This is a genomic window from Collinsella sp. AM16-21, assembly GCF_003471905.1.
Classification (GTDB): domain Bacteria; phylum Actinomycetota; class Coriobacteriia; order Coriobacteriales; family Coriobacteriaceae; genus Collinsella.
In genome coordinates, this window is sequence record NZ_QRKJ01000004.1 from 36608 (window position 1) to 62303 (window position 25696).

A 25696-nucleotide genomic window follows, 5' to 3' on the forward strand; every position below is an offset into this window, starting at 1 on the left:
GACCAATCTTTGGGCAACCTGTCGGCACTTAGGCAAGGCTGCTCATTTAAGTCTGTCCCCAATGAGTAGGTGCGGAAAGGGTGTGAATATTCGATTAACGCGATATCATGTGCCCTTGCATACAGAGCCCGGCGGAATGGTAACGGTCGCCGGGACACGTTTTTGAAAGGACAATCATGTCAGAAGAGCTTCGTTCCATCCCGCCCCAACACGGATCGTTTGTGTTTACGTCGGAATCGGTGACCGAGGGTCATCCCGATAAGATCGCTGACCAGATCAGCGACGCCGTACTCGACGCAATCCTCGCCAAAGAAATAGAGCTCCAGGAGCAGGGCTATATTGCGCCCAACGGCGTGCCCGCCAACGTGGAGAACGTCCGCTGCGCCTGCGAGACCCTCGTGACCACCGGCACCGTCATCGTCGCCGGCGAGATTCGCACCCAGGCCTACGTCGACGTACAGGAAATCGCCCGCGGCGTCATCCGCCGCATTGGCTACAACCGCGCCAAGTTCGGTTTTGACTGCGACACCTGCGGCGTTATGAGCCTCATCCACGAGCAGTCGCCCGATATCGCCCAGGGCGTTGACGAGTCCTTCGAGACCCAGACCGGCGCTACCACCGACCCGATCGACCTGATCGGCGCCGGCGACCAGGGCATGATGTTCGGTTATGCCTCCAACGAGACCAAGACCCTCATGCCCATGCCGCACTACCTGGCAAGCCGCCTGGCCGAGCGCCTGGCTGCCGTGCGCCATGACGGAACCCTGCCCTACCTGCGCCCCGACGGCAAGACCCAGGTCACGGTGCGCTACGAGGAAGGTAAGCCCGTGGAGGTCACGACCATCGTCATCTCCACGCAGCACGCCGCCGAGATTGAGGACATGGGCAAGATCAAGGCCGACCTCATCGAACACGTCATCACCCCGGTCATGGCCGCCGAGAACATGCCGTGGGACAACGCGGACATCTACGTGAACCCCACCGGTCGCTTTGTCGTGGGCGGCCCCATGGGCGACACGGGCCTCACCGGCCGCAAGATCATCGTCGACACCTACGGCGGCTACGGCCGTCACGGCGGCGGCGCCTTTAGCGGCAAGGACTGCACCAAGGTTGACCGCTCCGCCGCGTATGCCGCGCGCTGGGTCGCCAAGAACGTGGTCGCCGCCGGTCTGGCCGACCGCTGCGAAGTCGAGCTTGCCTACGCCATCGGCGTTTCCAAGCCCCTCTCAATCATGGTCGACACCTTCGGTACCGCGCATGTTGCCGAGGACAAGATCGTCGAGGCCGTCGAGAAGACCTTCGACCTGCGCCCGGGCGCGATCATCCGCGACCTGGACCTGCGTCGACCGATCTACGAGAAGACGGCAGCCTACGGCCACTTCGGCCGCGAAGACGCCGACTTTACCTGGGAGAAGACCGACCGAGTCGAAGAACTCAAAGCAGCCCGCGGACTGTAATTGGGAACCACCAAGGTCACAACACGCACACGCTTTCAAAAGAAGTACCGCCCCCAAGCGGTACTTCTTTTTTATTTATCCGGTAGTGAAGATGTTTCGATATGAGCCAACGCTGCGTCACTAGCTAATGAATTTTGCAGCACGGGCACTCCAACCATGTATCCTTAGTCCCGAGGGGCGGGGCATAAGGTTGATCGCGAGTTCCGCACGAGCCGGAGAGCACTTAATGTGCTCTCCGTGCGAGTCAGGACTGTCCGAGCAGGCGACCTTATGCCCCGCCCCTCGGGACGATGGGATAGAACAGGAGCGCATATGGCAGGCAAGCCACAAACACTAGCTACGACCTCGGCATTCGAGATCTTGGGCCCCGTCATGGTCGGCCCCAGCTCATCGCACACCGCCGGCGCCCTGCGCTGCGCCCAAGTTGCCGCCAGCCTGCTGGAAGGCCGCATCACCAAAGTCACCTTTGGCCTGTGGAACTCCTTCGCCCACACCTACCGCGGCCACGGCACCGATCGTGCGCTCGTCGCGGGCATCCTGGGCCTCGACACCGACGACGAGAACATCAAGCAGGCCTTCGACCTCGCAAGCGAGCAGGGCCTCGAATATCACTTTGACATCAAGGGCGACGACGCCTCCATCCACCCCAACACCGTCGACATTGACATGGTCGACGACACGGGCGCCACGGCACAGGTCCGCGGTGAGAGCCTGGGCGGCGGCAAGATGCGCATCAGCCGCATTAACGGCGTCGGCGTTGACATCTCGGGCATGTACTCAACGCTCTTCGTGGCGCACAAGGACGTCCCCGGCGTGCTCGCCGCGCTCACCAACCTGCTCGCCTACGCACACGTGAACATCGCCTTCTGCCGCACCTACCGCACCGAAGTGGGCGGACGGGCCTACTCCGTCTTTGAGACCGACGGCGCGCCCGACGACACTGTTGTCCCGATGCTGCGTAAGCTCGACAATGTCGATTACGCGACCTTTATCGAGCTCCCCGGTTCTGCCTCGTCGCTCTCCCCCGGCGTCTCGGCAAAGGAAATCTTCGACGACGGCGAGCAGCTGCTCGATGCGTGCGCCGAGCTCGGCCTGAATATCGGCGCCGTTATGGCCGTGCGCGAGGCGCGTCTGACCGGCGAGGCCCACGCCGTCGCCGCCATGCGCCGCGTGCTCGACGTCATGCGCGAGGAGACCACGACCCCCATCGTCAATCCGCAACGATCGCTCGGCGGGCTTATCGGCGGCGAGGCAAAACTCGTCGATGCCACCGGCCGCAACGATTTGAGCACGAGCCTGATGGGCACCGTTCAAACCGACGCCGTGGCCCGCGCGATGGCCGTGCTCGAGCGCTCCGCCACGATGGGAGTGATCGTCGCCGCTCCCACGGCAGGCTCCGCGGGTGTCGTGCCCGGCTGCGTGCTGGCGCTCGCCGATCACCTTCAGCTCGACGACGAGCAGGTCATGGACGCGCTCTACTGCGCAGCCGCCATCGGCCTCAACCTCACCACGAGCGCCTGCGTCGCCGGTGCCGAGGGCGGCTGCCAGGCTGAGGTAGGAAGTGCGGCCGCCATGGCAGCCGCCGCGCTGGTGCAGATGCTCGGCGGCACGCCCGGGCAGGCGCTCGACGCCAGTTCCATCGCGCTGAGTAACTTGCTGGGCCTCGTTTGTGACCCCGTCGGTGGCCTCGTGGAGGTACCCTGCCAAAACCGCAACGCCATCGGCGTGGCAGCCGCCTTTAGCTCGGCGCAGCTTGCACTTGCCGGTATCAAGAGCCTGGTGCCGTTTGACCAGATGGCGCACGTCATGCTCTCCGTGGGCCACGCGTTGCCGGCCACGCTGCGCGAGACGGCAAAGGGTGGCATCGCGCAGGCTCCGGCCGCACTTTCGGCCTGTGCAAAATGCGGTGTGTGCGGATAGCGACAAAGAAAGACTCGAAGGTGGGACAAATGTCCCACCTCTTTTGAATGCCACCGTTTCCATACCACAAACAACTAGGTAATCGCTATAATGCAAGCCCAGTAAAAACACGATGAGCCGCAAGGCGAAATTCGAAGGATATGCATACGATGTCGCAAAACGATCGAACTCAACTGATTCCCGATCCGCAGCAGCCGAGCAGGCACACCGGCGGCGTTCAATCGCCGCGTCCTATCGCGCCGAGCCGCGGTCAGCAGCGAGGTGCGGCAAACGTTTCCCAACATCCGAACAAGCAGCATCAGCAGCGCCAGACAAATGGCAATGCGCCCAAGCAGCCCCCCACGCACGCTCGAGGCGATCGCGGCCCCGCACGCAAACCCGCCGAGAACAATAAGTCGGGCAAAAAGACGACGCTCTTTGTCGTTCTGGGTCTTATCGTCATTGTCTATATCGTAGGCGTCGTGGCGTTCTCGCAGGTCGCTTACCCCAACACTACCATCGCCGGCGTCGACATCTCGCTCTCTAACGCATCTTCGGCAGCCACCAAGGTCAACTCGGCATGGAAGCACTACAAGCTCACCGTGTCGGGCTATGACTTTAGCTGGACCTACCAGCCCGAGTCCGACGAGCCCATCGTCGATGGCGAGGAAGCCGCCCACGAGATTATCAGCAAAAACGAGCCGCTGTTGTGGCCATCGCGCCTCATCGCGTCGCTCGGCGGTAAAACCGTTAGCGCCACCAAGAACGGCTCGGTCGACTTGGACCAGGACGTCGACCTGTCCATGCTCTCCGATGCCTTTGACCAAAAGCAGTTTGAGGAGGACCTGGGCAGCGCCATCGACGAGTTCAACGAGGGCCGCTCGGGCACCTTCGAGGCCACCAGCTCCTATGATGAGAAGGCCGGCAAGTTCACCGTTGAGAAGGCCCGTTCCAACGAGAAGCTCAACCGCGAGCATGTCATCAAATATGCCGAGATCGAGCTCGCGTCGCTCATCGAGAACGTCGATATCACCAAGATCGGCAACGACGCCTACGAACCGCTCAACGGCACCCTCACCAACGACCAGATTCAGGCTGCATGCGATGCCGCCAACAACTTCCTGGGCGTCAACGTGACCCTTAAGCTCAACGGCAATGATGCCGGTAAAGTGGACGGCAGCTCGGTGCTGCAGTGGATCAGCTTTGCCGATCCGGCCAACCCCACGCTCGATACGTCGCAGATCGGCAGCTGGGCCGCCGAGCTCGCTAACGGCTTTAACACCGTGGGATCCACCCGCTGGTGGACACGCGCCGACGGCAAGCAGTGCGCTGTCGAGGGCGGCGACTTTGGCTGGTCCATCGACAGCGACACACTCGCCAAGCAGGTCGAGGACGCTATCAATAACAAGCAGACCGGCGATATCGAGATTTCGTACTCCAAGAAGGCCGACACGTTTACCGCCAAGGGCGAGCCCGATTGGAAGGCCTATATCGACGTCGACCTGTCCGAGCAGCACGCGCGCTACTACGACGAGAACGGCAATATCGTGTGGGAGGCCAACATTATTTCCGGCAAACCGGGCGAAGACGCCACCCCGGAGGGCGTGTGGCAGATCAACAGCAACGACGGCGCAAGCAAGCTCATCGGTGCCAAGGACCCCGAGACCGGCAAGCCCAAATACGAGAGCCCGGTAAGCTACTGGATGCCGTTCGAGGGCAATATGGTCGGATTCCACGACGCCACCTGGCAAAACGATTCGAGTTTCGATAACGCCGAATCGTACAAGTGGTGCGGTAGCCACGGTTGTATCAACCTGCGTCTGGCCGATGCCAAGTCGCTCCACGAGCGCATCAAAGTCGGCCTCTGCGTGGTCGTGCACTCGTAACGCAGCTAACGTCTACAACAAGTAAACAGCACGGCGACAAAACTTACAGTACCGTCATCCGCAACTTCTATACGCCCGCCTATCGCGACGGGCGTATATACTTATCAGAGCCATATCGATAAAGGAGACGCTATGTCCAAGGTCCCCACGATCAATCCGGGTCCTAACGATTCCGATCGCATGCCCCAAGATGCCACCGAGACCCTGCCGATTATCAGCGCTGCAGACACCAAGCAGCCCCAAACGAGTCTCGACGATTCGACCGATATCTCCGATGAAGAAGCCTATGCAAAGCTCAAGGCAAAGCGTGCCGAACGTCGACGCAAAAAGCTGATTCGACGCGGCATTGCCGCCGGCATCGTGGGTGTCATCGCGCTCATTGCAATTGTCGCAACCCTAGTTATCAATGCGCAGCCGCAGGGCGCTAGCGGGCCTGTGACCGACATGGTGACCGAGGGCACGTTTACCACAACGGTCGAGGCGAAAGGCCAGCTCAAACCCATTTCGTCCTCAGTGGTCTCCCCTTCTGTCGACGGCACGGTCGATTCGATCAACGTGCAGGCAGGCCAATCCGTCAACGAGGGCGACGTGCTCATGACCATTAAAAACGACGAGCTCGATCGCAACGTTGCCGAGGCGCAGCGTGCAGTAGCAGCCGCTCAGGAAGACCTCGCCAACGCGCAGAAAGCCGCAGCTGCCGCGCAGGCCACCCCAACGACGGACGTCGATGGAGCTTCCGCAGCGGCTGGCATCTCCGCCGCATCAGCGGACACGAACGCTGTATCGGCCGCGCAGCGCAGCCTCGCATCGGCCCAGGCAAACCTCGATCAGGCGAACGCCAAGGCCGCCAGCCGTACGGTCACGGCCCCGAGCTCGGGCAGCATCGTGGAGCTCAACGCCAAGGTCGGCGCCACGGTAACAGGCGGAATGATCATGGGCGAAAGCGATACGAGCGGCGGCAAGCAGTGCATGCAGATCGCCGACCTGTCCAAGATGAAGGTGACGGTTCAGGTGGGCGAAAAGGATATCGCCAAAATTGCCGTGGGCCAAAGCGCCAACGTGACCTATCCCGCGTTTCCCGATATCGTGAGCCAGGGCACCGTCACGGCTATCGCCTCGGTGGCAAACTCTGACTCCGGCTCCGGTAGCGGCGGCAGCGTGACCTTTAACGTCGACATCCTCATCGAAGCACCCGACAGTCGCCTTAAGCCGGGTATGACTGCCGAGGTCTCGGTAGTGACCGAGAAGCTCGACGACGTGGTTATGGTGCCGACCATGGCGCTGATGACCGAAGATGGCGAGCACTATTACGTCAATCTGGCCACCGATTCGGAAGGCAAGAAGACGCGCCGCGTGAAGGTGACCGTCGTGACGCAAAACGACAACGAAGCCGTAGTCGGCAAGACACAGATCAAGCGCGACGACCAGGGCAACGAAATCAATCCTGGCGTGCCCACAACCAAACTGCGCGACGGTGACACCCTCGTCATGGACACCGGAGCGGGCGCAACGGCTGACGGCGGCTACAGCGCGGATTCGGGCAGTATGTCTGCCGACGAGGGTATGTAATGCGTCCCGTCATCGACATCCGCAACGTGCACCGCATTTTTGAGAGCGAAGCGGGTTGCGCCCACATCTTGCACAACGTGAGCCTAGCGGTAGATCCCGGCGAGTTCGTCGCCATTACCGGCCCCTCGGGCTCGGGCAAGTCGACGCTCATGAACATCCTAGGCTGCCTGGATAAGCCGACGGCGGGCGACTACTACCTGCAAGGGCTCAACGTGGCCGAGCTTGACGATGACGAGCTCACCGAAGTTCGCGCCCTGAGCATTGGCTTTGTCTTTCAGAGCTTCAACCTGCTGCCGCGCCTGTCGGTTATCGAAAACGTCATGCTGCCGCTGGCCTACACCAACGTACCCCGTAGCCAGCGCGAAATGCGCGCCGTGCACGCGCTGCAGGCCGTCACGCTGCCCGTCGACCATTGGGACCACCGCATATCCGAGCTCTCGGGCGGCCAGATGCAGCGTGTCGCCATCGCACGCGCCCTCGTCAACGATCCGCCCATCATTTTGGCTGACGAGCCGACGGGAAACCTGGACTCCGCAACCGGAGCGCTTGTGATGGAGACCTTCCATAAGCTCCAGGAGCGTGGCAAAACCATCGTGCTTATCACACACGACCCCGGCATTGCCGCCGAGGCCGACCGTGCCATGACCATCCGCGACGGTCGTATACACGACGGCGCGTATATTCCACATACACCGCGGACCCTGCGCAGCGCCGTAGATAGCCTGCCCATGATTTCCGCCTCCGCCAACCCGCCGAAAGGAGTGGTGGCATGAGCGCCCGCGATCTCATCCAGGAAGCACTTCACTCGCTCGAGGCCAACAAGGGGCGCAGCCTGCTCACCATCCTGGGCATTGTCATCGGCATCGCATCGGTCATCGCCATGACTTCGCTCATCGGCGGCATACAAAACAGCCTGGTCAACAGCTTGGGGCTCAATGCAGCCCGCATGGTGCAGATCTATTCGTCCCAAGAACTCACGGAGTCGGATATCGAGAAGCTACAAAAACTGGTGCCGCAGATAGAGCAGATCGGCATTGTCGACAGCGCGTATACCGAGTACAAGTCTGGCGATAAAAGCTATACCGTCATGGCACAGGGTGTCGACAGCGACATGCTCGACGCCGTGGGTGCCAGCAAGCTCGTTGCAGGACGTGTCTATTCACAGGCAGAGTCTCAATCAGGCTCGCGCGTGGCGCTCATCAGCCGCGGCGGCGCCGATCAGCTTTACGGCAACGAACAGGACGCACTGGGGAAAACCATCAAGGTGTCCAACGGCGAGGTGCAGATTGTAGGCGTGATTGATGGCGGCAGCGACTCCATGGGCTCGCTCACGCTGTATATGCCACGCGAAACCATCTCCGGCCTGTTTGGCGACGAGAATCCTTCATTCCCCAGCGTGACGGCACTTGCCGCCGAGGGCACAGACATGGACGAGCTCTGCAAGACCATCGAGTCTAAGGTGCGCGCGATGAAGGGCATCTCGGAGGATGATGAGTACGACAGCGTATCGGCGACCTCCATGAAAAGCGCCATCGATGCACTCAACTCGTTTATGGGCGCCTTCTCGCTCATCATGGGCGCTGTCGCCAGTATCTCACTGCTTGTCGGCGGAATCGGCATTATGAATATGATGCTTACCAACGTGACTGAGCGCATCCGCGAGATCGGTATTCGCCGTGCCTTGGGCGCCAGTCGCCGCGATATCACCGCGCAGTTTTTGGCCGAGTCCTCGGCGCTGTGCGTCACCGGTGGCCTGCTGGGTGTCCTGATTGGCTATCTGCTGGCCTGGGGCCTCGCGATGTTTGCCGCAGGATCAGGGGTTCTCAACGAGCTCGGTGCCAGTGGGCAGATCACACCGAGCTTTTCAATCGCCACGGTGCTGCTGGCCTTCGGCGTCTCCGTCGGCATCGGCGTAATCTTTGGCTTCTACCCCGCTCGCCGCGCGGCAAAGCTCAACCCGGTGGAGTGCCTACGCTACCAGTAAGCCACCACCAGCTACCAGTAAGCCACCACCAACAAGTTGCGGTGAATTAGGGACTGAATATACTATCTAGCAGCAAAAACAGACACTATTTCACCGCAACTTATTGAAGGGCTGTTAGCGCCAGTTCTGGGCGTCGTCCTCGAGCTATTGATGGATGACGGGCTTGTACGGGTCGAGCTTGCTCGGGACGCTCCTCCTCGCGGGCGGGAGGGCGCGCAGGCGCGGCAAGCGCCTAGCGCGCGAACTCCCGTAAGAGCGCGTCTTCCACTTCCCGAAGCGAAAGGGCCCCGCCTCCCTCGGCGGGACGGGTGACCACGATGCAGCGCGCTCCCACGTTGCGCGCGGAGGCGAGCTTCTCGGCCGTGCCGCCTACGGTTCCCGAGTCCTTGGTCACAAGCCACTGGGCGCCCACCTGCCGAAGCATCGCCTCGTTGAGCTCGCGGGTGAAGGGCCCCTGCATGCCGATGACGTGCGACGGCGAAAACCCCGCGTCGATGCACTTCGTTATAGCACCGGGCAGCGGGAGCACACGCACGAAGAAGCGCTCCGCGAAATCGGCGACGCGCGTGTAGGGAGCAAGCTCCTTGCTCCCCGTCGTGAGAAGCGCGCGACCCGGGTTCTCGGAGAGAAAGCGCGCCGCGCAGGCGATCGACGCGACCGACACGATGCCTTTGGGCAGCGCCTCGACCGGGCGCGCAAGGCGCAGGCATCGTGCACCCGCGGCGAGCGAAGCGGCCCGGATGTTGCCGCTTGCGAGCGTAGCGAAGGGGTGCGTGGCGTCGACGACGATGCGCGCGCCGGAAAGCTCGCGCTCCATGTCGGCCTCGTCGAGCCTGCCCGCATGCACCTCGATGCCCGGAAGCTCGCCCAAAAGCTCGCCTCCGTACTCAGTTGCCGCGTAGGCACGAGCGGGGATGCCCACCCCGCTCGCCCATTCGCACAGAAGGCGGCCCTCGGTGGTCCCGGCGAAGATGCGCAGCGCCGTCACTTCGGGCCGCCTGTGCGCGTGATCTGGTAGAGTAGCGCGTTCATAATGGCGGCCGCCACGGTCGAGCCGCCCTTGCGACCCCTCGCGACGATGGCCGGCACGCGTCGCGCGAGTAGCTCCTCTTTCGCCTCGACCACGTTCACAAACCCGACCGGCACCCCAACGACGAGCGCGGGCGCGATCTTCCCCGCGTCCATGAGCTCGGCGAGGCGCAGAAGTGCTGTGGGAGCGTTGCCGACGGCCACGATGAGCGGACCCTCGATGCCGCAAGCTTTGTCCATGCTCGCAACGGCGCGAGTCGTGCCCGCGGCGCGCGCAGCCGCGGCGACATCAGGGTCGGCCATGTAGCACACGGCCTTGCAGCCGAGCTTCGCGAGCGCGGGCTTGCTAATGCCTGCGAGCGCCATGTTCGTGTCGGTGAGCACCGTGGCCCCTGCGCGCAGTGCGTCGAGCGCACAGTGCGCGGCGTCATGGGTGAACACGAGGGAATCGGCGTACGAGAAGTCGGCAGTGGTGTGGATGACGCGCTTCACGACGGGCTCTTCGAGCGGCAGGAACGTGCGGCCGCTGAGCTCTTCGGTGATAATCTCGAAGCTGCGCCGCTCGATGTCGCCGGGCGCCATCTCCTTGGAATCCAACTAGTACTCCACTCCTTCCCTTGCACATATCCCCTGCTCGTAGGGATGTTTCTCGCACCGCATCTCGGTTATGTAGTCGGCCTTCTCCACGATCTTGCGGGAAGGCGCGCGCCCGGTGAGCGCTACTTCGACGCCGCGCGCGGACATATCGAGCGCGCGGTCCACGAGCGCCTCGTCGACAAGCCCCTTCGAAAGCGCGTCGAGCGCCTCGTCGAGCACGAGCAGTCCCTCTTGCGCGCCCTCGAGCTCGGCGAGCGCGGAAGCGAGGTTCCCATCGTGCAGCTCGCACGTCGCGGCAAGTTCTTCCGACGTCATCGACCAGGTAAACTTGTCCGACGCCTTCCCCGCGAACACGGGCACGCCGAAATGCTCAGCGAGCAGGCGCACCTCCCCGCTTTCGCCGTCTTTCAGGAACTGCACGACGACGACGCGGCGGCCTGCGGCGATCATGCGAAGGGCGAGGCCCATCGCCGCCGTGGTCTTGCCTTTGCCGTCGCCATGATACACGTGGATCATACGCCCTCCTCGATAATGCGGTAGACATACTCCATGTCGAGCGCCCCGCGCACGACGTCGGCCAGGCGGTCGAACTCGCGCGCACGGTGATCGGCCGCGGACGCCGCGCCCGCAGCACCCACGACGTTCTCGGGCAGGCCGCGCATGCGCGCGAGTGAGCGCGCGAGGGCGAGCGCCACCCCCGGTTCGTCGAACAGGCCGTGGAGATAGGTTCCGAACACGTTTCCGCAGGCCGCGCCTTCTGGTTTGCCGCCAATTGTGCCCGCAGGGGCGCAGGAGACGGTCGTTTCGCCGTCGTGAATCTCGTACCCGCGCGCCGTCATGCCGTTCCACGCCGAGAACGCGCCTTGGGCGCCCGTGATGCGCAGCTCCGACTGGGCGAGGCGCTTTTCCTCCTTGAACACCGTACTTGCAGGGATGAGCCCGAGCCCGCGCGCGGTGCCAGCGCCTTCCCTGCCGTGCGGGTCGGAAAGCTCGTCTCCCAAAAGCTGGTAGCCTCCGCATATGCCGAGCACCGGCGTGCCCGCGCCCGAAAGCGCGCGTACACAGGCTCCGATGCCGCTAGCCGCAAGCCAGCGCGCGTCGTCGAGCGTAGTTTTCGAGCCGGGAAGCACCACCAGGTCGGGTCGGCCCAGATCGGTCGTCGAGGAAACGTAGCGCACGCCCACGCCGGGCACGCGCGAAAGCGGGTCGAAGTCGGTGAAGTTCGACAAATGCGGAAGGCGCACGACGGCGACGTCGATGACGCCGCGCGCCTCGCGGGCAGATAGGCGCGGCGCGAGCGAGTCCTCGTCGTCCAGGTCGAGCGTAAGATACGGCACGACCCCCACGACGGGAACCCCGCACATCTTCTCGAGCGGGGCCAAACCCGGGCGCAGGATTTCCACATCGCCGCGGAACTTGTTCACCACAAGCCCCCGCAAAAGCGCGCGGTCCTCGGGCGCAAGGAGCGCGACCGTGCCGTAGAGCTGGGCAAACACCCCGCCTGGGTCGATGTCGCCCGCGAGCAGCACGGGGGAGGACACGGCGCGCGCGAGCCCCATGTTGACGATGTCGTTTTCGGAAAGGTTGATTTCGGCGGGGCTGCCGGCGCCCTCGATGACGATGACGTCGTTTTCCTCCGCGAGCGAATCGAACGCCTCCAAAATCTGCGGCATGAGCGCCTTCTTTCGCGCGAAGTAGTCCCTCGCAGCGAAGGCTCCCTGCGCCTTGCCGGCCACGATGAGCTGGCTTCGGTGGCCGCTTTCGGGCTTGAGCAGGATGGGGTTCATGCGCACGTCGGGCGCGATGCCGCACGCCTCGGCCTGCATGATCTGGGCGCGCCCCATCTCGAGCCCGTCGGCCGTGACACCGCTGTTGAGCGCCATGTTCTGGCTCTTGAAGGGAGTCACGCGCAGGCCGTCCTGCGAAAGCACACGGCACAGCCCCGCCGCAAGCAGGCTCTTCCCCGCGTTCGACATGGTGCCCTGGATCATGATGGGCTTCGCCCTACCCACGGGTATCGACCTCCTTCGCCGAGCCTCGGCCATCCGCGCCCGCCATAGCGCCGCTGCAAGAAGCGCCGCCCCGTTCGTCGGGTTGGCCTTCGTCCGATGCACCTTCCGCCCGAAGTGCGCGGCTGAACGCCATCGCAAGCCGGGCATTCTCCTTGCGCGTGCGCACCGCGACGCGGCACCAGAAACGGGACAGTACCGAAAACGAGTCGCACGTGCGGACCAAAACCCCCTGTTTATACAGGCGCTCGGGGATGTCTTTCGCCGGCGTGCGGACTAAAAGGAAGTTCGCATCCGATGGCACGACGGAAAGCCCGAGCGAGGAGAGCTCGTGGGAAAGCCACGCTCGCTCACCCGCCAATACATCGCGCGTGCGCGAGACGTATTCAACGTCTTCCAGGGCGGCGATGCCCGCGGCCTCGGCGACCGAGGAGACGGGCCACGCCTGCCCCGCCCGGCGAATCCCCTCGATGAGTTGGGCGTTTCCGCTGATCAGATATCCCAGCCGCAAGCCCGCCATTCCGTAGAGCTTGGTGAACGCGGAGAGCACGGCCACATGGCGCGAACACGCGGCGCGTGCGGCCACGCTCCTTTCGCGGGCGTCGAGCGCAAATCCGAGGAAGCACTCGTCCACGACGAGCAGCGCGCCCACCTGCTCGCAGCGGCAAGCCGCGGCATCGATCACGCTGGGGTCGACGAGACGCCCCGTCGGGTTGTTCGGATTGCAGAGGTACGCCACGTCTCCCGGCCCCTCGATCGCGCGGGCGAAGGAGGCGGGCACGTCGAAGTCGTCCGCTTCGGAGAGCGGGAACTCCTGCACGCATGCGCCGTAGTACGATGCCGCCTCCGCATATTCAGAGAACGTCGGCGCGCACACGACGATGCGTTTCGGGCGCACCGCCGCGGCGAGCCGCCAGATGATGTCGGACGCGCCCGCGCCGCAGACGATAGTATCTTCGGGAATGCCCTGGGCGCGCGCTAGGGCGCGAACGAGGGCGAGGCTTTCCCTATCGGGGTAGGCGTCGATTCGAGAAAGCGCCTTGCAAGCTGCGGCGACGGCGCGCGGCGAGGGGCCTGCCGGATTCACGTTCACCGAGAAGTCAATGAGGTCGGAGGCGCCCCCTTTGCAAGCGATGCCGAGCGATTGCGTGCTACCCCCATGCGCACGGGCACGCAGGATTCCCCCGGCAGCCCGGGGCGCGACGTGGTCTTCCCTCATGCCATCGCCCCCACGGCGAGCACGACCGCCGCGCGCGCAGCACCGAAGACGACAAGCGCGCATACGGACGCGGCGAGCATGAGCCTTGTCGCCCGGGCGATGTCGCCCCACTCGATTTCGCGGGACGCGTCGCCTATCGTCGGTTTCTCAACGAGCTTGCCGAAATACACCGCGGGTCCTGCCAGGCGCAGCCCGAGCGCGCCCGCGCACGCCGACTCGGTCTGCGCCGCGTTCGGGCTCGCATGGCGACGCCTGTCGCGGCGCCAGATGCGCGCCGCCCCGCGCGCGTCGAGCCCGACGATCGGGCACACGGCGATCATGAGCAGGGCCGATAAGCGCGCGGGAATCCAGTTCGCCGCATCGTCGAGGCGCGCCGAGGCGCAGCCGAAGTCGATGTAGCGCTCGTTTTTGTAGCCCACCATGCTGTCGAGCGTATTCACCGCCTTGTACGCCATGCCCAAGGGCGCACCCCCGATCATAAGGTAGAAAAGCGGCGCGATGACGCCGTCGCTCGCGTTCTCCGCCACCGTTTCCACGGCGGCACGTGCGACGCCGTGCTCGTCGAGAACAGACGTGTCGCGTCCCACGATGAGCCCGACGGCTTCGCGCGCCGCGACAAGGCCGCCCTTCGAGAACGCGCGGGCCACGGCCAGGCTCTGGCGGCGCAGCTCGCATGTCGCGAGAATCTGATAGCTCGCCCATGCCTCGGCAACGAAGCGCAAGCCGGAGTGAACCATGCCGCAAAGATACAGGATGCCCCAGGTCAAAAGCCCACACGCAAGCGGAAGCGCCACGGCGAGCACAAGACCTGCGGCGCGCGTGCCCGCGGACGTTTGCGGGAATGCGCCCCGCAGGCGGCCTTCGGCCCACGTGATCGCGCGCCCCATGGCGACGACGGGATGGGGAAGCCAGCGCGGGTCGCCGAAGGCAAGGTCGGCCGCGAACCCGGCGGCGACGGCAAGAATCGTCATCACCGGGCATCGCCCCCCGAAGCGGGACGAACGTCGCGAAGGCAGCGCCCATCCCAGGTGGCGGCCCATGCGCCGCCCGGCTCGGTATGCACGTCGAAGTATCCAATTTTCGGGACAGCTAACTCGGAGAGCAGCGCTTTCACGGTACCCGCGTGAACGACGAAGACGGCGCGCCCACTCCCCTGGGCACGCTCCGATTTGCACGCCTCCCGAAACGCCGCGACGACGCGGCGGGTGAAATCGCTCTTGCCCTCGCCATGCGGGCAGCGCGTCTCGCACCAGGAGTCTACCCAGGCGCGGTAGCGCGCATCCTCTTTAAGCTCGGCGGCGCTTCGTCCCTCGAAGTCGCCGAAATCCATCTCGCGCAGACCGGGGCACGCCATAAGCTCCGCGTTCGGGAAGAGGATGCGCGCCGTCTGGTCGGTGCGGGCCATGCCGCTCGTGATAACACGGAACACGTCACGATCGCACGCGAGGTCGCGCAAAGCGCGCTCGCCCGCGCTCGACAGGGGCTCGTCGGTGCCCGCCCCGCTGTAGCGATGGTCTTCCGTGCCCGCCGTGGCACCATGGCGCACGAAGACGACTTCCAAAGGCGCGCCCGCGCCCTGCGTCCCTCGAGGCGCATCATCAAGATTTCCCTTGATGACCTGGGGAATCCCGCACGTCATGCGCACGACGACGTCGGCGCGCGCAGCGAGCGCGCATCCCAGGCGCCCCGCGCGCTCGCGCCATTGGGCGTCTTCCGCACGCATAGGGACGACCCCCGAGCCGACCAAGGACAGAATCACTACGTCGAAGCCGATCAGCCGCTCGAGCGCCCGGTCAGCGTCGAGCGCGCGTACGAGTTCCTCAGCACAGTAAGCGACACGGCCGGCAAAAGCCGCGGGCACGCCGCCCTCCGCAAACTGCGCCGCGTCGACGAAATCGTCCGCCGCGAACCCGAGCTTTTCGCGCACGAAGGTCCTCTTCCCCGAATGCGCGCCACCTACCACGAGCATCATAGGAGCATGCCCCCCGCCACCAGCATGGCAAGCATCGCGAGCTCGGCCCATTGCAGAAACCATCCGGCCAAATCCCCCGTCACCCCGCCGAAGCGGGACAGGGCAACATGGCGGTACCACGCGAGCGCCAAAAGCCCCGCCACCGCCATAAGGGCGCCGACGGCCTGAGCGCACGCGACCATCCCTGCAGCCGAAGCCGCAGCGAAAGCGCAAAGCGGCACGACGATCGCCGCGTGCTTCTTAGCAGGCGAGAGCCCCGCGGCCATGCCGTCCGCACGCGCGGCAGGCCAGCATTCAACGGCGAGCCCCGAAAGCGAGCGGGAGAACACGAGCGAGCACAGAAGCGCGAGGAACGCCCCCGCCGTAAGCGGCAGCGCGGTGAACAGGGAAAACTGCAGAATAAGGTACACAACAACACCGATGACCCCGAAGGCGCCCGCCCGCGGGTCGTGCATGATCTCGAGCTTTCGCTCGCGCGGGGCCCAACTTGCAAGCGCATCGGAGGTGTCGCAGAGCCCGTCTAGGTGGATGCCTCCCGTCACCGCCACAGGCAGCGCCACGAGCACGGCCGCGACGATGGTCGCGGGCACGCCGAGCAGGTTCGCAACGTGTCCCCACGCCGTCATGAGGAACCCTTCCGCAAGGCCCACCAGGGGAAACGCGGCAAGCGCATGGGTTGACCCGAAATCGGTCCAGGCCGATTTCGGGACGGGGATGCGCGAGAACGTTCCGAACGCCGCGCCGATTGCCTCTGCTATCTTCACCTTGTAGGTCCTTCACCTTTCATCCACACGGGAATCCCGCATACCACCTCGACTGCGCGGTCGGCCAGCGCCGCCACGCCCGCGTTCACGCGCGCGAGCGCGCGCCTCCATGCCTCGGTCCCCTCATCGTAGCGCATCTCATCGGCGAACACGTCGACGGTGACCACCACCGTATACGCAGCGGCCTGAGCGAGCCGTTCGATGCCTCCGAGCACCTCGCGCGCCACAGCGTCAGGGTCACGCGGGGACAAGCCGCCTTCCGCGAAAAGCTCGTTCGCAACCAGGTTGCCCACGTCTTCCAAAAGAAGCGTGCAGCCGCGCGGAAGCTCGGGCACTGCGGTGCCCACGTCACGCGTGCGCTCGAGGGTGGAAAACCCCTTGCCCTCGCGCAGCGCCCGATGGCGCGCGATGCGGCGGGTGCCCTCTTCCCCGAAGGGCTCCATCGTTGCCAGGTACACGCGGGGGCCGTCGTGCCCGAGGCACAGAGACTCGGCGTAGGCGCTCTTGCCGCTCGCGGCGGCGCCGATAACGAGCGTCACCGTCATTTCACGGCCTCGAAATGCTCGTAAGCAGCCATGCCAGTCGCCGTGAACGTCTTCCCATCCCGGTATACGCGCAGCGCCGAATCCAGAAGGGGCAGATACGCCATGGCGCCCGCGCCCTCGCCCAAGTGCATGCCTGCGTCGAGGGGTGCCTTTATGCCGAGCTCGAGAAGGAGCTCCTGGCTTGCGGGTTCGCTTGATGCGTGGGTGCCCACGAGGTAGCCCAAGGCGTTGGGGCACAGGCGCGCCGCGCACAGAGCCGCCGTGCAGGATATGACCCCGTCGAGGAGCGCCGGCGCCTTCGAGGCCGCGGCCCCCAGGTAGAAGCCGCACATCGCCGCGATGTCGAAGCCGCCCACCTTCGAGAGCACGTCGATCGGGTCGGCGGGATCGGGCGAGTTCGCGTCGATAGCGCGCTCGACCACGTCGCGCTTGCGCGCGAGCGAGGCGTCCGAGAGCCCCGCGCCGCGCCCGACGAGGCTCCGCGCGTCCGCCCGGATGAGCACTGCGGCCACCGCCGCCGAGGTGGTCGTGTTGCCGATGCCCATCTCGCCCGCGGCGAGAAGGCGCACGCCGGCGCGGGCAAGCCCGCACGCGACGGCGATTCCGACCTCGATCGCGCGCACGGCCCCATCTCGAGACATAGCGGGGCCGTGCGCGATGTTGCCACTCCCCCGCCGCACGTTCGCGCGCACCATGCGCGCGTCTTCTATGCCCCGGGCCATACCCACGTCGACGGGCACGACCTCGGCACCCGCGAACGCCGCCATGCGGCAGGCGCTCGTGGCCCCCTCGCACATGTTGCGCGCGACGGCTCGCGTCACGTCTTGCCCGCTTTGCGACACGCCTTCGGCAACGATCCCGTTGTCGGAGAAGAATACCGCGAGCGCACGGGGAAACTCGGCCACCTCGGCGCTCCCCTGAGCTGCGGCGATACACGCGACGGCGTCTTCAAAGTCGCCCAATCCCCCCAAGGGGTGCGCGATGGAGTCCCACGCGGCGTACGCGGCGGCGCGGGCGCACTCGTCTGCGGGCTCGATCCGGGAGAGCGTGGCTTCGAGCACGGCGCCCGGCGCCGACGAGAACGCGCGCTCGACTTCCTCGCGGATGCAGGCAAGCGCGGTTTCGGTTGCTTCAGCCATGCCGTCTCCTCTCTGCAAACGACGCTGCGGCAGACGCGAACGCGCGCGCAACGTCGGGGTTCGCAGGATAGTACACATGCGGGAAGCCCGCAACCAGGGACGGGGTGGTCGACATGCACGGCCAGCCCTTGTCGCGCCGGGGCTTCTGCGCCCAGAAGTCGCCGCCCGGGCAGGTGGACTGCCAGTAGTGGAACTCGTGCGCGCGGATGCGTGTGCCGCGCGGCCCGTAGAGCCCGTCGCGTTGGGAAGTGAGCTCCACGTACCCGAAATGGGACAGCCTTCCCCCATTCTCGCTTGCGCCCTCAAGGGCGCCCGCAACAGGCCAGCGCCGCCCCTCGCTATCGGCGATTTCGCGCTGCAGGTACAGAAACCCACCGCATTCGGCGACCGTCGGCATGCCGGATTCCACCGCGCGCCGCACCGCCTCGCGCATCGGCGCGTTCTCGGAGAGCTGCCGCGCATGGAGCTCCGGGTAGCCGCCCCCCAGATAGAGGGCGCTTGTCCCCCGGGGCAACTCGCTATCACACAGGGGGCTGAAAAAGGCCAGCTCGCAACCCAGGTCCTCGAGCGCGCGCAGGTTCTCCTCGTAGTAGAACGAGAACGCCTCGTCACGCGCGACGGCGACGATGGGCCGCGCTCCCGCGATCGGCTCCAACCGGTAAGGTTCCTCGCGGATATCGGGTGCCGTCACCGCTATTTCGAGCAAGCGGTCGACGTCGACGCTCTTTTCCACCAGCTCGGCCATCTTGTCGATGCGCGCGGAGAGCTGCTCGACCTCGTCGGCGGTCACAAGCCCCAGATGCCGGCTTTCGAGCGAGAACGCCTCGTCGGCGGGGATATTCCCCAAAACCGCGACGCCCGTGTGCTTCTCGATCGCAGGCGCCGCGTAGGCGCAGGCAGCGGCGCTCGTCTTGTTCAGCACGACGCCGCGCACGTTCGCACAAGGCAGGAACTCGGCAATGCCGCGGATTACGGCGGCGAGCGATAAAGACGCCCCGCGCCCGTTCACCACTAAAACGACCGGCGTTTCCGTGTCGCGCGCAACCTGGTAGCTGCTCGCGTCGGCCACGCCGGGCGCCATGCCGTCGTAGAAGCCCATAACCCCCTCGAGCACCGCGACATCCGCGCCCGCGGCGCCGCGTGCGAGCAGGGCGCGCAGCGTCGGGGCGTCGGTGAAGAAGCCGTCTAAATTGCCCGAGCGCGCACCCACGACGCGGCGATGAAAGAGCGGGTCAATGTAGTCGGGTCCGCATTTGAAGGCCGCGCATGCAAGGCCGCGACGCGCGAGCGCGCGCAGGAGCGCGCACGTGACGACCGTCTTGCCGCTCCCGCTCGAGGGCGCAGCGACCATGAAGCGCGGGATGGACGTGCTCACTGGGCGCCGCCTTCCCCACCTGCGGCGTTGCAGTTAGCAAGCGAGACCACCTCAACGGATGGTTTCCCCTCGGCAGAGGGGTCCTCCCCGACAGGTGACTCAACAAGCGCCCCGACATCGGCAAGCTCCTCGGCATCCGCGCCCGCACCACGCGCGCTGACGAGGAACACGGGGTTTTGCGCCTTCATAAGATGGTGCGAGCCTACAGCCTCGGCGCGGGCGGCCGAAACCTGGCACGCCTCGAACTCCTTAAAGCGCGAACCCGAGAGGAGCGCGCACGCCTCGGTGAGCGTCTCAACGGTGACGCATGGCACGCACAGGCGAACCTGCGAGTTCTTCTCGAGCGCCGCCTCCACGATGGAGGGAAGCTCGCCCGCGCTCCCGCCGACGAACACGGCGTCGGGGACGGGCAGTTTCGCGAGCGCTTCGGGGGCGACACCGGGGACCGCATGCACGTTGCCGCACCCGAATGCATCCGCGTTCTCTCGGATGAGCCGCACGCCGGCCGCGTTGCGCTCGACCGCCCATACCGACCCCGCTCGCGCGACGAGCGCCGCCTCGATCGACACGCTCCCCGTGCCGGCGCCGACATCCCACACGGTGTCGGTCGCGGTAAGGCGCAGCTTCGCGAGCGCGACGGCGCGCACCTCCTGCTTGGTCATGGGAACGTCGCCGCGGATGAAGAGCTCGTCGGGAATGCCCGAGGAAGCGTACGGCCAGCGGGAGCTCGCGGCGCGGGATGCGCCCGCAGAGTCCGCCGCGAAAGAAGCCGCCGCGGGCGCAGACGCGCCGGCCGGCGCCTCGGAGGCTGCGCTAGAGCCCGCAGGCGACCCGGCGCAGCCTGCGAACTCGATAAGCATCACGTTCAAGTCGTCGAACGTCTGACCTGCGATTTCACTTGCGGTCGCGCAGGTGATGCGCTCGTCGGGGTACGACAGGCGCTCGGCCACCGTCACGCGCGCGTCCGCGAAGCCCGCCTGCACAAGCTCGCCCGAAAGCCGCGAGGGGTCTTCCCCGCCCGACGTGGCGAGGAAGAGCTCACCTGCGCGCTCGGCCTCGGCCACGATGTCGCACGCCACGCCGTGAGCGCTCGCGAAGCGCCAATCCTGCCATGGACGCGCGAGGCGCGCGGCGAGATACGACGCTGAGCTTATGCCGGGAATGACGCGCACGTCCACCCGCGCGTCGCCGGAGAGCGCCTCCACCAGGCGGCGCGCGCCGCTGAACAGCCCCACATCGCCCGTCATCACGACCACGGCGCGCTGCCACGACGCCGCATCAGTGAGCGCGGCGACGATGTCCGCCGTCTTCACGAGCTCGCATCTCACCACGTCGGGCGGCACGTCGATGCCGACAAGCGCGCGATGAGCGCCGATGACCACGTCGGCGATGTCGATCGCGTCGAGCGCCGCACGCGAGAGCAAGTCGGGGTTTCCGGGCCCCGCCCCGATGATCGTTACCTTTCGCATGGAATCTCCCGATACCCGCGCGGCGTGACCATACGGCCGCCTACGCGCTTCGTGTCCGCGTTGCCGACGAACACGGTGGTGAACATGTCGGCGTCGAACTCCCCCAGCTCGGAGAGCCTGCACATGCCCGACTGCTGCCCCTCGCGCCCGATGTTGCGTACCCAGCCGCAGAGCGTGTCGGGGGCCTTCCATTCGAGCATAATCTTCGCCGCGCGCGAGAGCCTGTCGGCGCGCTTTCTGCTGCGCGGGTTGTACAAACAGATGCAGAAGTCGGCGCTCGCCACGGCAGCGAGCCTGCGCTCGATGACCTCCCACGGCGTGAGCAGGTCGGAGAGCGACACGACCGCGAAGTCGTGGGCAAGCGGGGCGCCGAGCACCGCCGACCCGCTCTGAGCCGCGGTGGCCCCGGCGATAACTTCCACGTCTACATCGGGGTAGTCCTCCGCAAGCTCCAGCACGGGGCTCGCCATGCCGTACACGCCCGCGTCACCGCTGCACACGAGCGCCACGGCTTCTCCGCTCTGCGCGCGCGAAAGCGCCAGGCGGCACCGTTCGACCTCGTGCATCATCGGCGTCGCGAGATGCGCCGCGTCGGGCACGGCGGCGAGCGCGAGCTCCACGTATTTCGTGTACCCCACAACGATGTCGGCCGCCTCGAGCGCGCGCCGAGCCGCAATCGTCATGCCGTCGGGGCCGCCCGGGCCAATCCCCACCACGAAGAGCTTTCCCATCACCGCTCCTTAAACGAAAGTTCGATAGTTACCTTGGAAAACGCGACGGTCACGCCGCCGTGAGCGAGCTTCGGGAAGAAAAGTTTGCCCCCGCCCGCGAGCGCCGCGCGCTCGCACACGTTGTCGACCCCCACCGTCGCGCGCACGAAATCAGATGGCGAAACGCTGCCTTCGACCTGCGACAACTCCTCTGCGGAATACGTCGCGAGCGGGATACTGCGCGCGTGGCAGAAGGCGAGCAGACCCTCCTCGCGCGCCTTAACGTCGATCGTCGCCGCCTCGCGCACGGCCGAAGGCGAGATGCCCGCCTGCCCGCACGCGAGAAGAAACGCCTCCCCGATCGCTTCGGTGCACGCACCGCGACGGCACCCTATGCCCGCAACGATGCAGGGTAAGACAAGGTGAAGCGGCTCGCGCGCAGGCGCCTGCGCCCGCACGCCCGCCGGCTTCCCCGTCACACCGGCGGGCACGACCTCGCCCGTTGTCTCCGCCGCGCGAACGGACGCACCTGCATTCGCGCCAGCGAACGGCGACACGACGATATCGGCCCGAGCGCGGTCGGACGCAATGTCAACCCCCTCAGGCGGCTGTCCCGAAATCGGCATGTCGGAATAGAGCGCCACGCGCCCGCCCGAAAGCAGCCGCGCCGACACTCGCTTGATAGCCTCGGGATTCGAAACGGCGAGCCCAGCACAGCGCGCCCACGTATCCACCGCCCACACGCCGCGGACGTCGGTCGCCGTGGTGATGACGGGGATGGCCCCTGCCGCGCGTGCCACAGTTTGCGCAAGCTCGTTCGCACCGCCCAAATGCCCCGACAAAAGCGAGACGGCAAAGCGCCCCGCCTCGTCGATCACCACAACCGCGGAATCGTTTGCCTTCGAGGCGACATGCGGCGCGATCGCCCGCACGGCGATGCCCGCCGCGCCCACGAACAGAAGCGCGTCCGACGCTTCCCACGCGAGCGCCGTCCATGCGCGCAGGTCGGCCTTCCCCTCGCCGAACCCGCGCGAAACGGAAACGTTCCAGCCAGAGTCATCTTCACCTGTCTGCGCGCAATCGGAAAGCGCGCGTGCGGTGCGCTCCGCCAACGCATACCCCCTCTCAGTGAACGCTATGCAGGAAACCCTCATCTAGCGCACCACCATCGTCGAGAAGTAGCTGCCCCGATCGGGCACATCGTCGAGCGAGCGGTACACGCGCTCGCCCGGAAGCCCACAGTCCTCTACGAGCTCGGCACCGTCGAAGGCACCCTCCTCGCGAAGGATGCGCTTCGTGTCCGCAAGCGAGCGGCGCGCCTTCATGACCACCTTCGTCCCCGGCCAGCCGATTGCGCGGCGAACGTCATCGTAGCCGCCGGGCACGATGTGCAGAGGCGACGACATCTCGGGCGTGAGGTCGCGCTCGAGCGCCGCGGCGACCGCGCAGAAGCTCGGCACGCCGGGAATGGCGCGCGCCTCGAACCCGCGGGCGCGCACGTCGGGCGCTATGCGCTGGAAGGTGGCGTAGATGCTTGGGTCCCCCAGGTTCAGCAGCGCGACGTCGCGGGCCGCATCCAGGTGCGCGACAAGCTCGCGAACAAGCGAGGCATGCTCGGCCGCGCGGCGCTCGGCGTCGCGCGTCATCGAGAATCGCACGGGGATCACCGTCTTGCCTGTAAGGTCGACGGCGCCGCGCACAATGTCAAGCGCGACCATGACCCCGTCCGCCGTTTGCGGTGCGGCGATGACCGGACACGATTCGATTGTGCGGACGGCCTTGATCGTGAGCAGCTCGGGGTCGCCAGGCCCCGTGCCCACCCCGTACAGCACGCCTTTACTCATACGTCGCCCCCAATTCCCCGATAACAGCATCGGCGCCCGACGTGCGGAAAAGCTCGCGGCGCCCGGCGTCGAACACGACCGCGGCGATGTCGCATGCGCCCGCCGCGCGGCGGCGCAACCTGTCCTCGATTGCCGCAGCGAGCGAGGCGCGCACAGCATCCCCCACGCCGGCGGCCTCGATTACCTCAAGCGCCGTCGTGGTCGTGACCGACGACATGATCTCGTGCACGGTCTTCGCGCCCGCGCCGGCCAAGGCCGCGTGGGCGGCCAGAATCTCCGCGCGGCAGTCGGCGGTACGCGAATGGGTGTCCATGATGCCGCCCGCGACCTTCACTAGCTTGCCGATGTGTCCCACAAGAAGGACATTGGTAAATCCCTCGCGAACGCAGCAATCAATCGCATCGCCCACAAAGTTGGAGATGAAGACCACCGGCGCACCGTTTAGGTGGAAATGCCCCGAGATGAACTGCCCGCCGTAGTTGCCGGGCGTGAGCACGACTCCGCGCCGCCCCATAGCCGCATGCTGCCGGATCTCGAGCTCGATGCTGTCGCGCAAGGCAGCGAGGCTGCGCGGCTCGACGATGCCCGTCGTACCCAGGATGGAGATGCCGTCCTCTATCCCCAGGTGCGGGTTGAAGGTCTTTTCGGCAAGGGCAACACCCTCGGGTACCGAAATCGTCACAGCAATATTTCCAGAAAAGCCGTGCGCGGCGCACACCTCGCGCACCGCCGAAGTGATCATCGCGCGCGGCGTCGCGTTGATGGCGGCCGCCCCCACCGGCTGCTCAAGCCCGGGCAACGTCACGCGCCCCACGCCCACGCCGCCATCGACGGAAACTTCCGATTCGCGCGCGGGCACGCCCTTGCTGCCCGCAGCGCCCGTGCCCGGCCCCGCATGTTCCACGAGCGCGTACACGAGCACGCCGTCGGTCACATCGGCATCGTCGCCTGCGTCCTTTCGCACGGCGCACTGGGCGCACCCCTCGCCGATGCATACGTCGACCACGTCCGTCTCGACGGGCAGCCCGCCGGGGGTGACGATCGACACGCGGCCCACGGTCTTTCGTGACAAGAGCATCTCGCAGGCCGCCTTCGCCGCGAGAGCGGCGCAGCTCCCCGTGGTGTAGCCGCAGCGCAGGCGGGTCGTCCCGGTATATATGTAGTGCTCGAAGGCCACGCTAGCTGCTCGCCTTCCGATACCCCGTGGCAAACGAAGGGTCGTAAAGCTTGCTGCGCTCGTACGACTCCGCTTGCGCGCCGTCGTGCGCAAGCCCGCCGCGAGCTCCGAGCACGCTGCCCACCACCACGAGCGCCGTGCGGTCGATGCCCTCTCGCGCGCCCGCATCGGCGAGCGTGCCCACTGTGCATCGCACCACGCGCTCCTCAGGCCAGGTCGCCTTATACACGAGCGCCGCCGGCTCGTCGGAGCTGCGGCCCGCGGCCAAAAGCTCGGCGGAAAGCTCGGCGAGCATACCCGAGCTCAAGAAGATGACCATAGTCGAGCCGCTTTCCGCCATGGTGCGCATGCCCTCGCCCGCAGGCATGGGGGTGCGCCCGGAAAGCCGCGTGATCACGACCGACTGGCTGATTCCCGGCAGCGTGTATTCCTGGCGAAGCGCCGCCGCGGCACCGCAAAAGCTCGACACGCCGGGCACCACCTCGTAGTCCACGCCGCGCGCGTCGAGCGCGTCCATCTGCTCCTGGATGGCGCCGTACAGGCACGGGTCGCCCGTGTGCAGGCGCACCACTTCCTCGCCCCGCGCATCTGCCGCGCACATCACGTCGAGCACTTCCTCCAAGGTCATGTGCGCGCTGTCGTAGACGATGCAGGATTCCTTGCACTCAGCGAGCAGCTCGGGGTTCACAAGGCTCCCCGCCCAAACGACCACGTCGGCCGCGTGCAGAAGGCGCGCCCCGCGCAGCGTGATAAGGTCGGCGGCGCCAGAGCCTGCGCCAACGATATGAATCATCCGAGCCTTCCCTTCCCGTTTCTCATCGCAACCGTTTACGCCGCCATTCGCGCAGCGGGCAAAACACGGCGCCTGCGGCAGCAATCGGCGCAAATACGCAGGCAGGAGGCGCAATGCCGCCCGCGCTGGCTTTGACACGTTCACAAGTGCCCACTATCATAGTAAAAGTTTCGGCAACGAGCATATGACAATCGGATAAAAGGAAATGACCGGCGCGGCGCCTGCACAGCCCGCGCTGGCTTGCGGAGGGAACCAGGTG

23 protein-coding genes are annotated in these 25696 nt (G+C 65.9%); 6 read left to right on the forward strand and 17 right to left on the reverse strand.

Annotated elements, in window-relative coordinates; genetic code table 11:
• Positions 1-176: 176 nt before the first annotated feature.
• From metK to DW180_RS03205, 6 genes are all read left to right on the forward strand, one after another.
• On the forward strand, positions 177-1457 hold the full coding sequence (gene metK, locus DW180_RS03180) for a methionine adenosyltransferase (protein WP_117758108.1): 1281 nt from the start codon (positions 177-179) through the stop codon (positions 1455-1457).
• Between the two features lie 312 nt (positions 1458-1769).
• Positions 1770-3377: an L-serine ammonia-lyase, iron-sulfur-dependent, subunit alpha gene (sdaAA, locus tag DW180_RS03185; RefSeq protein ID WP_118237406.1), complete on the forward strand. Its 1608-nt coding sequence runs from the start codon at positions 1770-1772 to the stop codon at positions 3375-3377.
• A 149-nt stretch (positions 3378-3526) separates the two neighbouring features.
• Positions 3527-5242, forward strand: coding sequence for a L,D-transpeptidase (locus tag DW180_RS03190; protein ID WP_158570923.1), 1716 nt, complete (start codon positions 3527-3529; stop codon positions 5240-5242).
• 132 nt (positions 5243-5374) lie between these two features.
• Complete coding sequence (locus tag DW180_RS03195) at positions 5375-6811, forward strand: efflux RND transporter periplasmic adaptor subunit (RefSeq protein ID WP_118237410.1); 1437 nt, start codon at positions 5375-5377, stop codon at positions 6809-6811.
• On the forward strand, positions 6811-7584 hold the full coding sequence (locus tag DW180_RS03200; protein ID WP_117637734.1) for an ABC transporter ATP-binding protein: 774 nt from the start codon (positions 6811-6813) through the stop codon (positions 7582-7584). The genes DW180_RS03195 and DW180_RS03200 overlap by 1 nt, the downstream gene beginning before the upstream one ends.
• Entirely contained in the window at positions 7581-8795 is a 1215-nt protein-coding gene (locus DW180_RS03205) for an ABC transporter permease (protein WP_117758112.1), read from the forward strand. The genes DW180_RS03200 and DW180_RS03205 overlap by 4 nt, the downstream gene beginning before the upstream one ends.
• A gap of 232 nt (positions 8796-9027) precedes the next feature.
• Here the strand turns inward: DW180_RS03205 and cobK are convergent, their stop codons facing one another.
• The 17 genes from cobK to cobM are packed head-to-tail and all read right to left on the reverse strand — an operon-like array spanning position 9028 to position 25437.
• Complete coding sequence (cobK, locus tag DW180_RS03210; protein WP_118237412.1) at positions 9028-9783, reverse strand: precorrin-6A reductase; 756 nt, start codon at positions 9781-9783, stop codon at positions 9028-9030.
• Entirely contained in the window at positions 9780-10421 is a 642-nt protein-coding gene (locus DW180_RS10330; RefSeq protein WP_117833454.1) for a precorrin-8X methylmutase, read from the reverse strand. The genes cobK and DW180_RS10330 overlap by 4 nt, the downstream gene beginning before the upstream one ends.
• Complete coding sequence (locus tag DW180_RS10335) at positions 10422-10937, reverse strand: cob(I)yrinic acid a,c-diamide adenosyltransferase (RefSeq protein ID WP_117833453.1); 516 nt, start codon at positions 10935-10937, stop codon at positions 10422-10424.
• Positions 10934-12433, reverse strand: coding sequence for a cobyric acid synthase (locus tag DW180_RS03220; RefSeq protein ID WP_233508821.1), 1500 nt, complete (start codon positions 12431-12433; stop codon positions 10934-10936). Before DW180_RS03220 ends, DW180_RS10335 begins: the two co-directional genes overlap by 4 nt.
• On the reverse strand, positions 12426-13649 hold the full coding sequence (locus DW180_RS03225; RefSeq protein ID WP_158561593.1) for a histidinol-phosphate transaminase: 1224 nt from the start codon (positions 13647-13649) through the stop codon (positions 12426-12428). The genes DW180_RS03220 and DW180_RS03225 overlap by 8 nt, the downstream gene beginning before the upstream one ends.
• Complete coding sequence (gene cbiB / locus DW180_RS03230) at positions 13646-14620, reverse strand: adenosylcobinamide-phosphate synthase CbiB (RefSeq protein WP_117758116.1); 975 nt, start codon at positions 14618-14620, stop codon at positions 13646-13648. The genes DW180_RS03225 and cbiB overlap by 4 nt, the downstream gene beginning before the upstream one ends.
• Positions 14620-15576, reverse strand: a complete 957-nt coding sequence (locus DW180_RS03235) for a histidine phosphatase family protein (protein ID WP_233539733.1) — start codon at positions 15574-15576, stop codon at positions 14620-14622. Before DW180_RS03235 ends, cbiB begins: the two co-directional genes overlap by 1 nt.
• Before the next feature lie 41 nt (positions 15577-15617).
• Positions 15618-16385, reverse strand: a complete 768-nt coding sequence (gene cobS, locus DW180_RS03240; protein WP_118237414.1) for an adenosylcobinamide-GDP ribazoletransferase — start codon at positions 16383-16385, stop codon at positions 15618-15620.
• Complete coding sequence (locus DW180_RS03245; RefSeq protein ID WP_117758119.1) at positions 16382-16930, reverse strand: bifunctional adenosylcobinamide kinase/adenosylcobinamide-phosphate guanylyltransferase; 549 nt, start codon at positions 16928-16930, stop codon at positions 16382-16384. Before DW180_RS03245 ends, cobS begins: the two co-directional genes overlap by 4 nt.
• Positions 16927-18069: a nicotinate-nucleotide--dimethylbenzimidazole phosphoribosyltransferase gene (locus tag DW180_RS03250; protein WP_117758120.1), complete on the reverse strand. Its 1143-nt coding sequence runs from the start codon at positions 18067-18069 to the stop codon at positions 16927-16929. Before DW180_RS03250 ends, DW180_RS03245 begins: the two co-directional genes overlap by 4 nt.
• Complete coding sequence (locus DW180_RS03255; protein ID WP_233508819.1) at positions 18062-19444, reverse strand: cobyrinate a,c-diamide synthase; 1383 nt, start codon at positions 19442-19444, stop codon at positions 18062-18064. The genes DW180_RS03250 and DW180_RS03255 overlap by 8 nt, the downstream gene beginning before the upstream one ends.
• Positions 19441-20913, reverse strand: coding sequence for a precorrin-6y C5,15-methyltransferase (decarboxylating) subunit CbiE (gene cbiE, locus DW180_RS03260; protein ID WP_117833452.1), 1473 nt, complete (start codon positions 20911-20913; stop codon positions 19441-19443). Before cbiE ends, DW180_RS03255 begins: the two co-directional genes overlap by 4 nt.
• Positions 20901-21644 (reverse strand): precorrin-3B C(17)-methyltransferase, encoded by a 744-nt coding sequence (gene cobJ / locus DW180_RS03265; RefSeq protein WP_042435525.1) that lies wholly within the window; start codon positions 21642-21644, stop codon positions 20901-20903. Before cobJ ends, cbiE begins: the two co-directional genes overlap by 13 nt.
• Positions 21644-22735: a cobalt-precorrin 5A hydrolase gene (locus DW180_RS03270; protein WP_233545167.1), complete on the reverse strand. Its 1092-nt coding sequence runs from the start codon at positions 22733-22735 to the stop codon at positions 21644-21646. Before DW180_RS03270 ends, cobJ begins: the two co-directional genes overlap by 1 nt.
• 42 nt (positions 22736-22777) lie before the next feature.
• Positions 22778-23467, reverse strand: coding sequence for a precorrin-2 C(20)-methyltransferase (gene cobI, locus DW180_RS03275; RefSeq protein WP_117758124.1), 690 nt, complete (start codon positions 23465-23467; stop codon positions 22778-22780).
• Complete coding sequence (gene cbiD / locus DW180_RS03280) at positions 23460-24644, reverse strand: cobalt-precorrin-5B (C(1))-methyltransferase CbiD (RefSeq protein ID WP_233508818.1); 1185 nt, start codon at positions 24642-24644, stop codon at positions 23460-23462. The genes cobI and cbiD overlap by 8 nt, the downstream gene beginning before the upstream one ends.
• Position 24645: 1 nt before the next feature.
• A complete protein-coding gene (gene cobM / locus DW180_RS03285; protein WP_118237418.1) occupies positions 24646-25437 on the reverse strand; it encodes a precorrin-4 C(11)-methyltransferase in 792 nt (263 codons plus the stop codon).
• Positions 25438-25696: the final 259 nt, after the last annotated feature.

Excerpts from the sequence above, each read along its gene's own strand:
- metK (WP_117758108.1), top strand. The coding sequence starts at position 177 with ATGTCAGAAGAGCTTCGTTCCATCCCGCCCCAACACGGATCGTTTGTG.
- sdaAA (WP_118237406.1), top strand. The coding sequence starts at position 1,770 with ATGGCAGGCAAGCCACAAACACTAGCTACGACCTCGGCATTCGAGATC.
- DW180_RS03190 (WP_158570923.1), top strand. The coding sequence starts at position 3,527 with ATGTCGCAAAACGATCGAACTCAACTGATTCCCGATCCGCAGCAGCCG.
- DW180_RS03195 (WP_118237410.1), top strand. The coding sequence starts at position 5,375 with ATGTCCAAGGTCCCCACGATCAATCCGGGTCCTAACGATTCCGATCGC.
- DW180_RS03200 (WP_117637734.1), top strand. The coding sequence starts at position 6,811 with ATGCGTCCCGTCATCGACATCCGCAACGTGCACCGCATTTTTGAGAGC.
- DW180_RS03205 (WP_117758112.1), top strand. The coding sequence starts at position 7,581 with ATGAGCGCCCGCGATCTCATCCAGGAAGCACTTCACTCGCTCGAGGCC.
- DW180_RS10335 (WP_117833453.1), bottom strand. The coding sequence starts at position 10,937 with ATGATCCACGTGTATCATGGCGACGGCAAAGGCAAGACCACGGCGGCG.
- DW180_RS03225 (WP_158561593.1), bottom strand. The coding sequence starts at position 13,649 with ATGAGGGAAGACCACGTCGCGCCCCGGGCTGCCGGGGGAATCCTGCGT.
- cbiB (WP_117758116.1), bottom strand. The coding sequence starts at position 14,620 with ATGACGATTCTTGCCGTCGCCGCCGGGTTCGCGGCCGACCTTGCCTTC.
- DW180_RS03245 (WP_117758119.1), bottom strand. The coding sequence starts at position 16,930 with ATGACGGTGACGCTCGTTATCGGCGCCGCCGCGAGCGGCAAGAGCGCC.
- DW180_RS03250 (WP_117758120.1), bottom strand. The coding sequence starts at position 18,069 with ATGGCTGAAGCAACCGAAACCGCGCTTGCCTGCATCCGCGAGGAAGTC.
- cbiE (WP_117833452.1), bottom strand. The coding sequence starts at position 20,913 with ATGCGAAAGGTAACGATCATCGGGGCGGGGCCCGGAAACCCCGACTTG.
- cobJ (WP_042435525.1), bottom strand. The coding sequence starts at position 21,644 with ATGGGAAAGCTCTTCGTGGTGGGGATTGGCCCGGGCGGCCCCGACGGC.
- cobI (WP_117758124.1), bottom strand. The coding sequence starts at position 23,467 with ATGAGTAAAGGCGTGCTGTACGGGGTGGGCACGGGGCCTGGCGACCCC.
- cobM (WP_118237418.1), bottom strand. The coding sequence starts at position 25,437 with ATGATTCATATCGTTGGCGCAGGCTCTGGCGCCGCCGACCTTATCACG.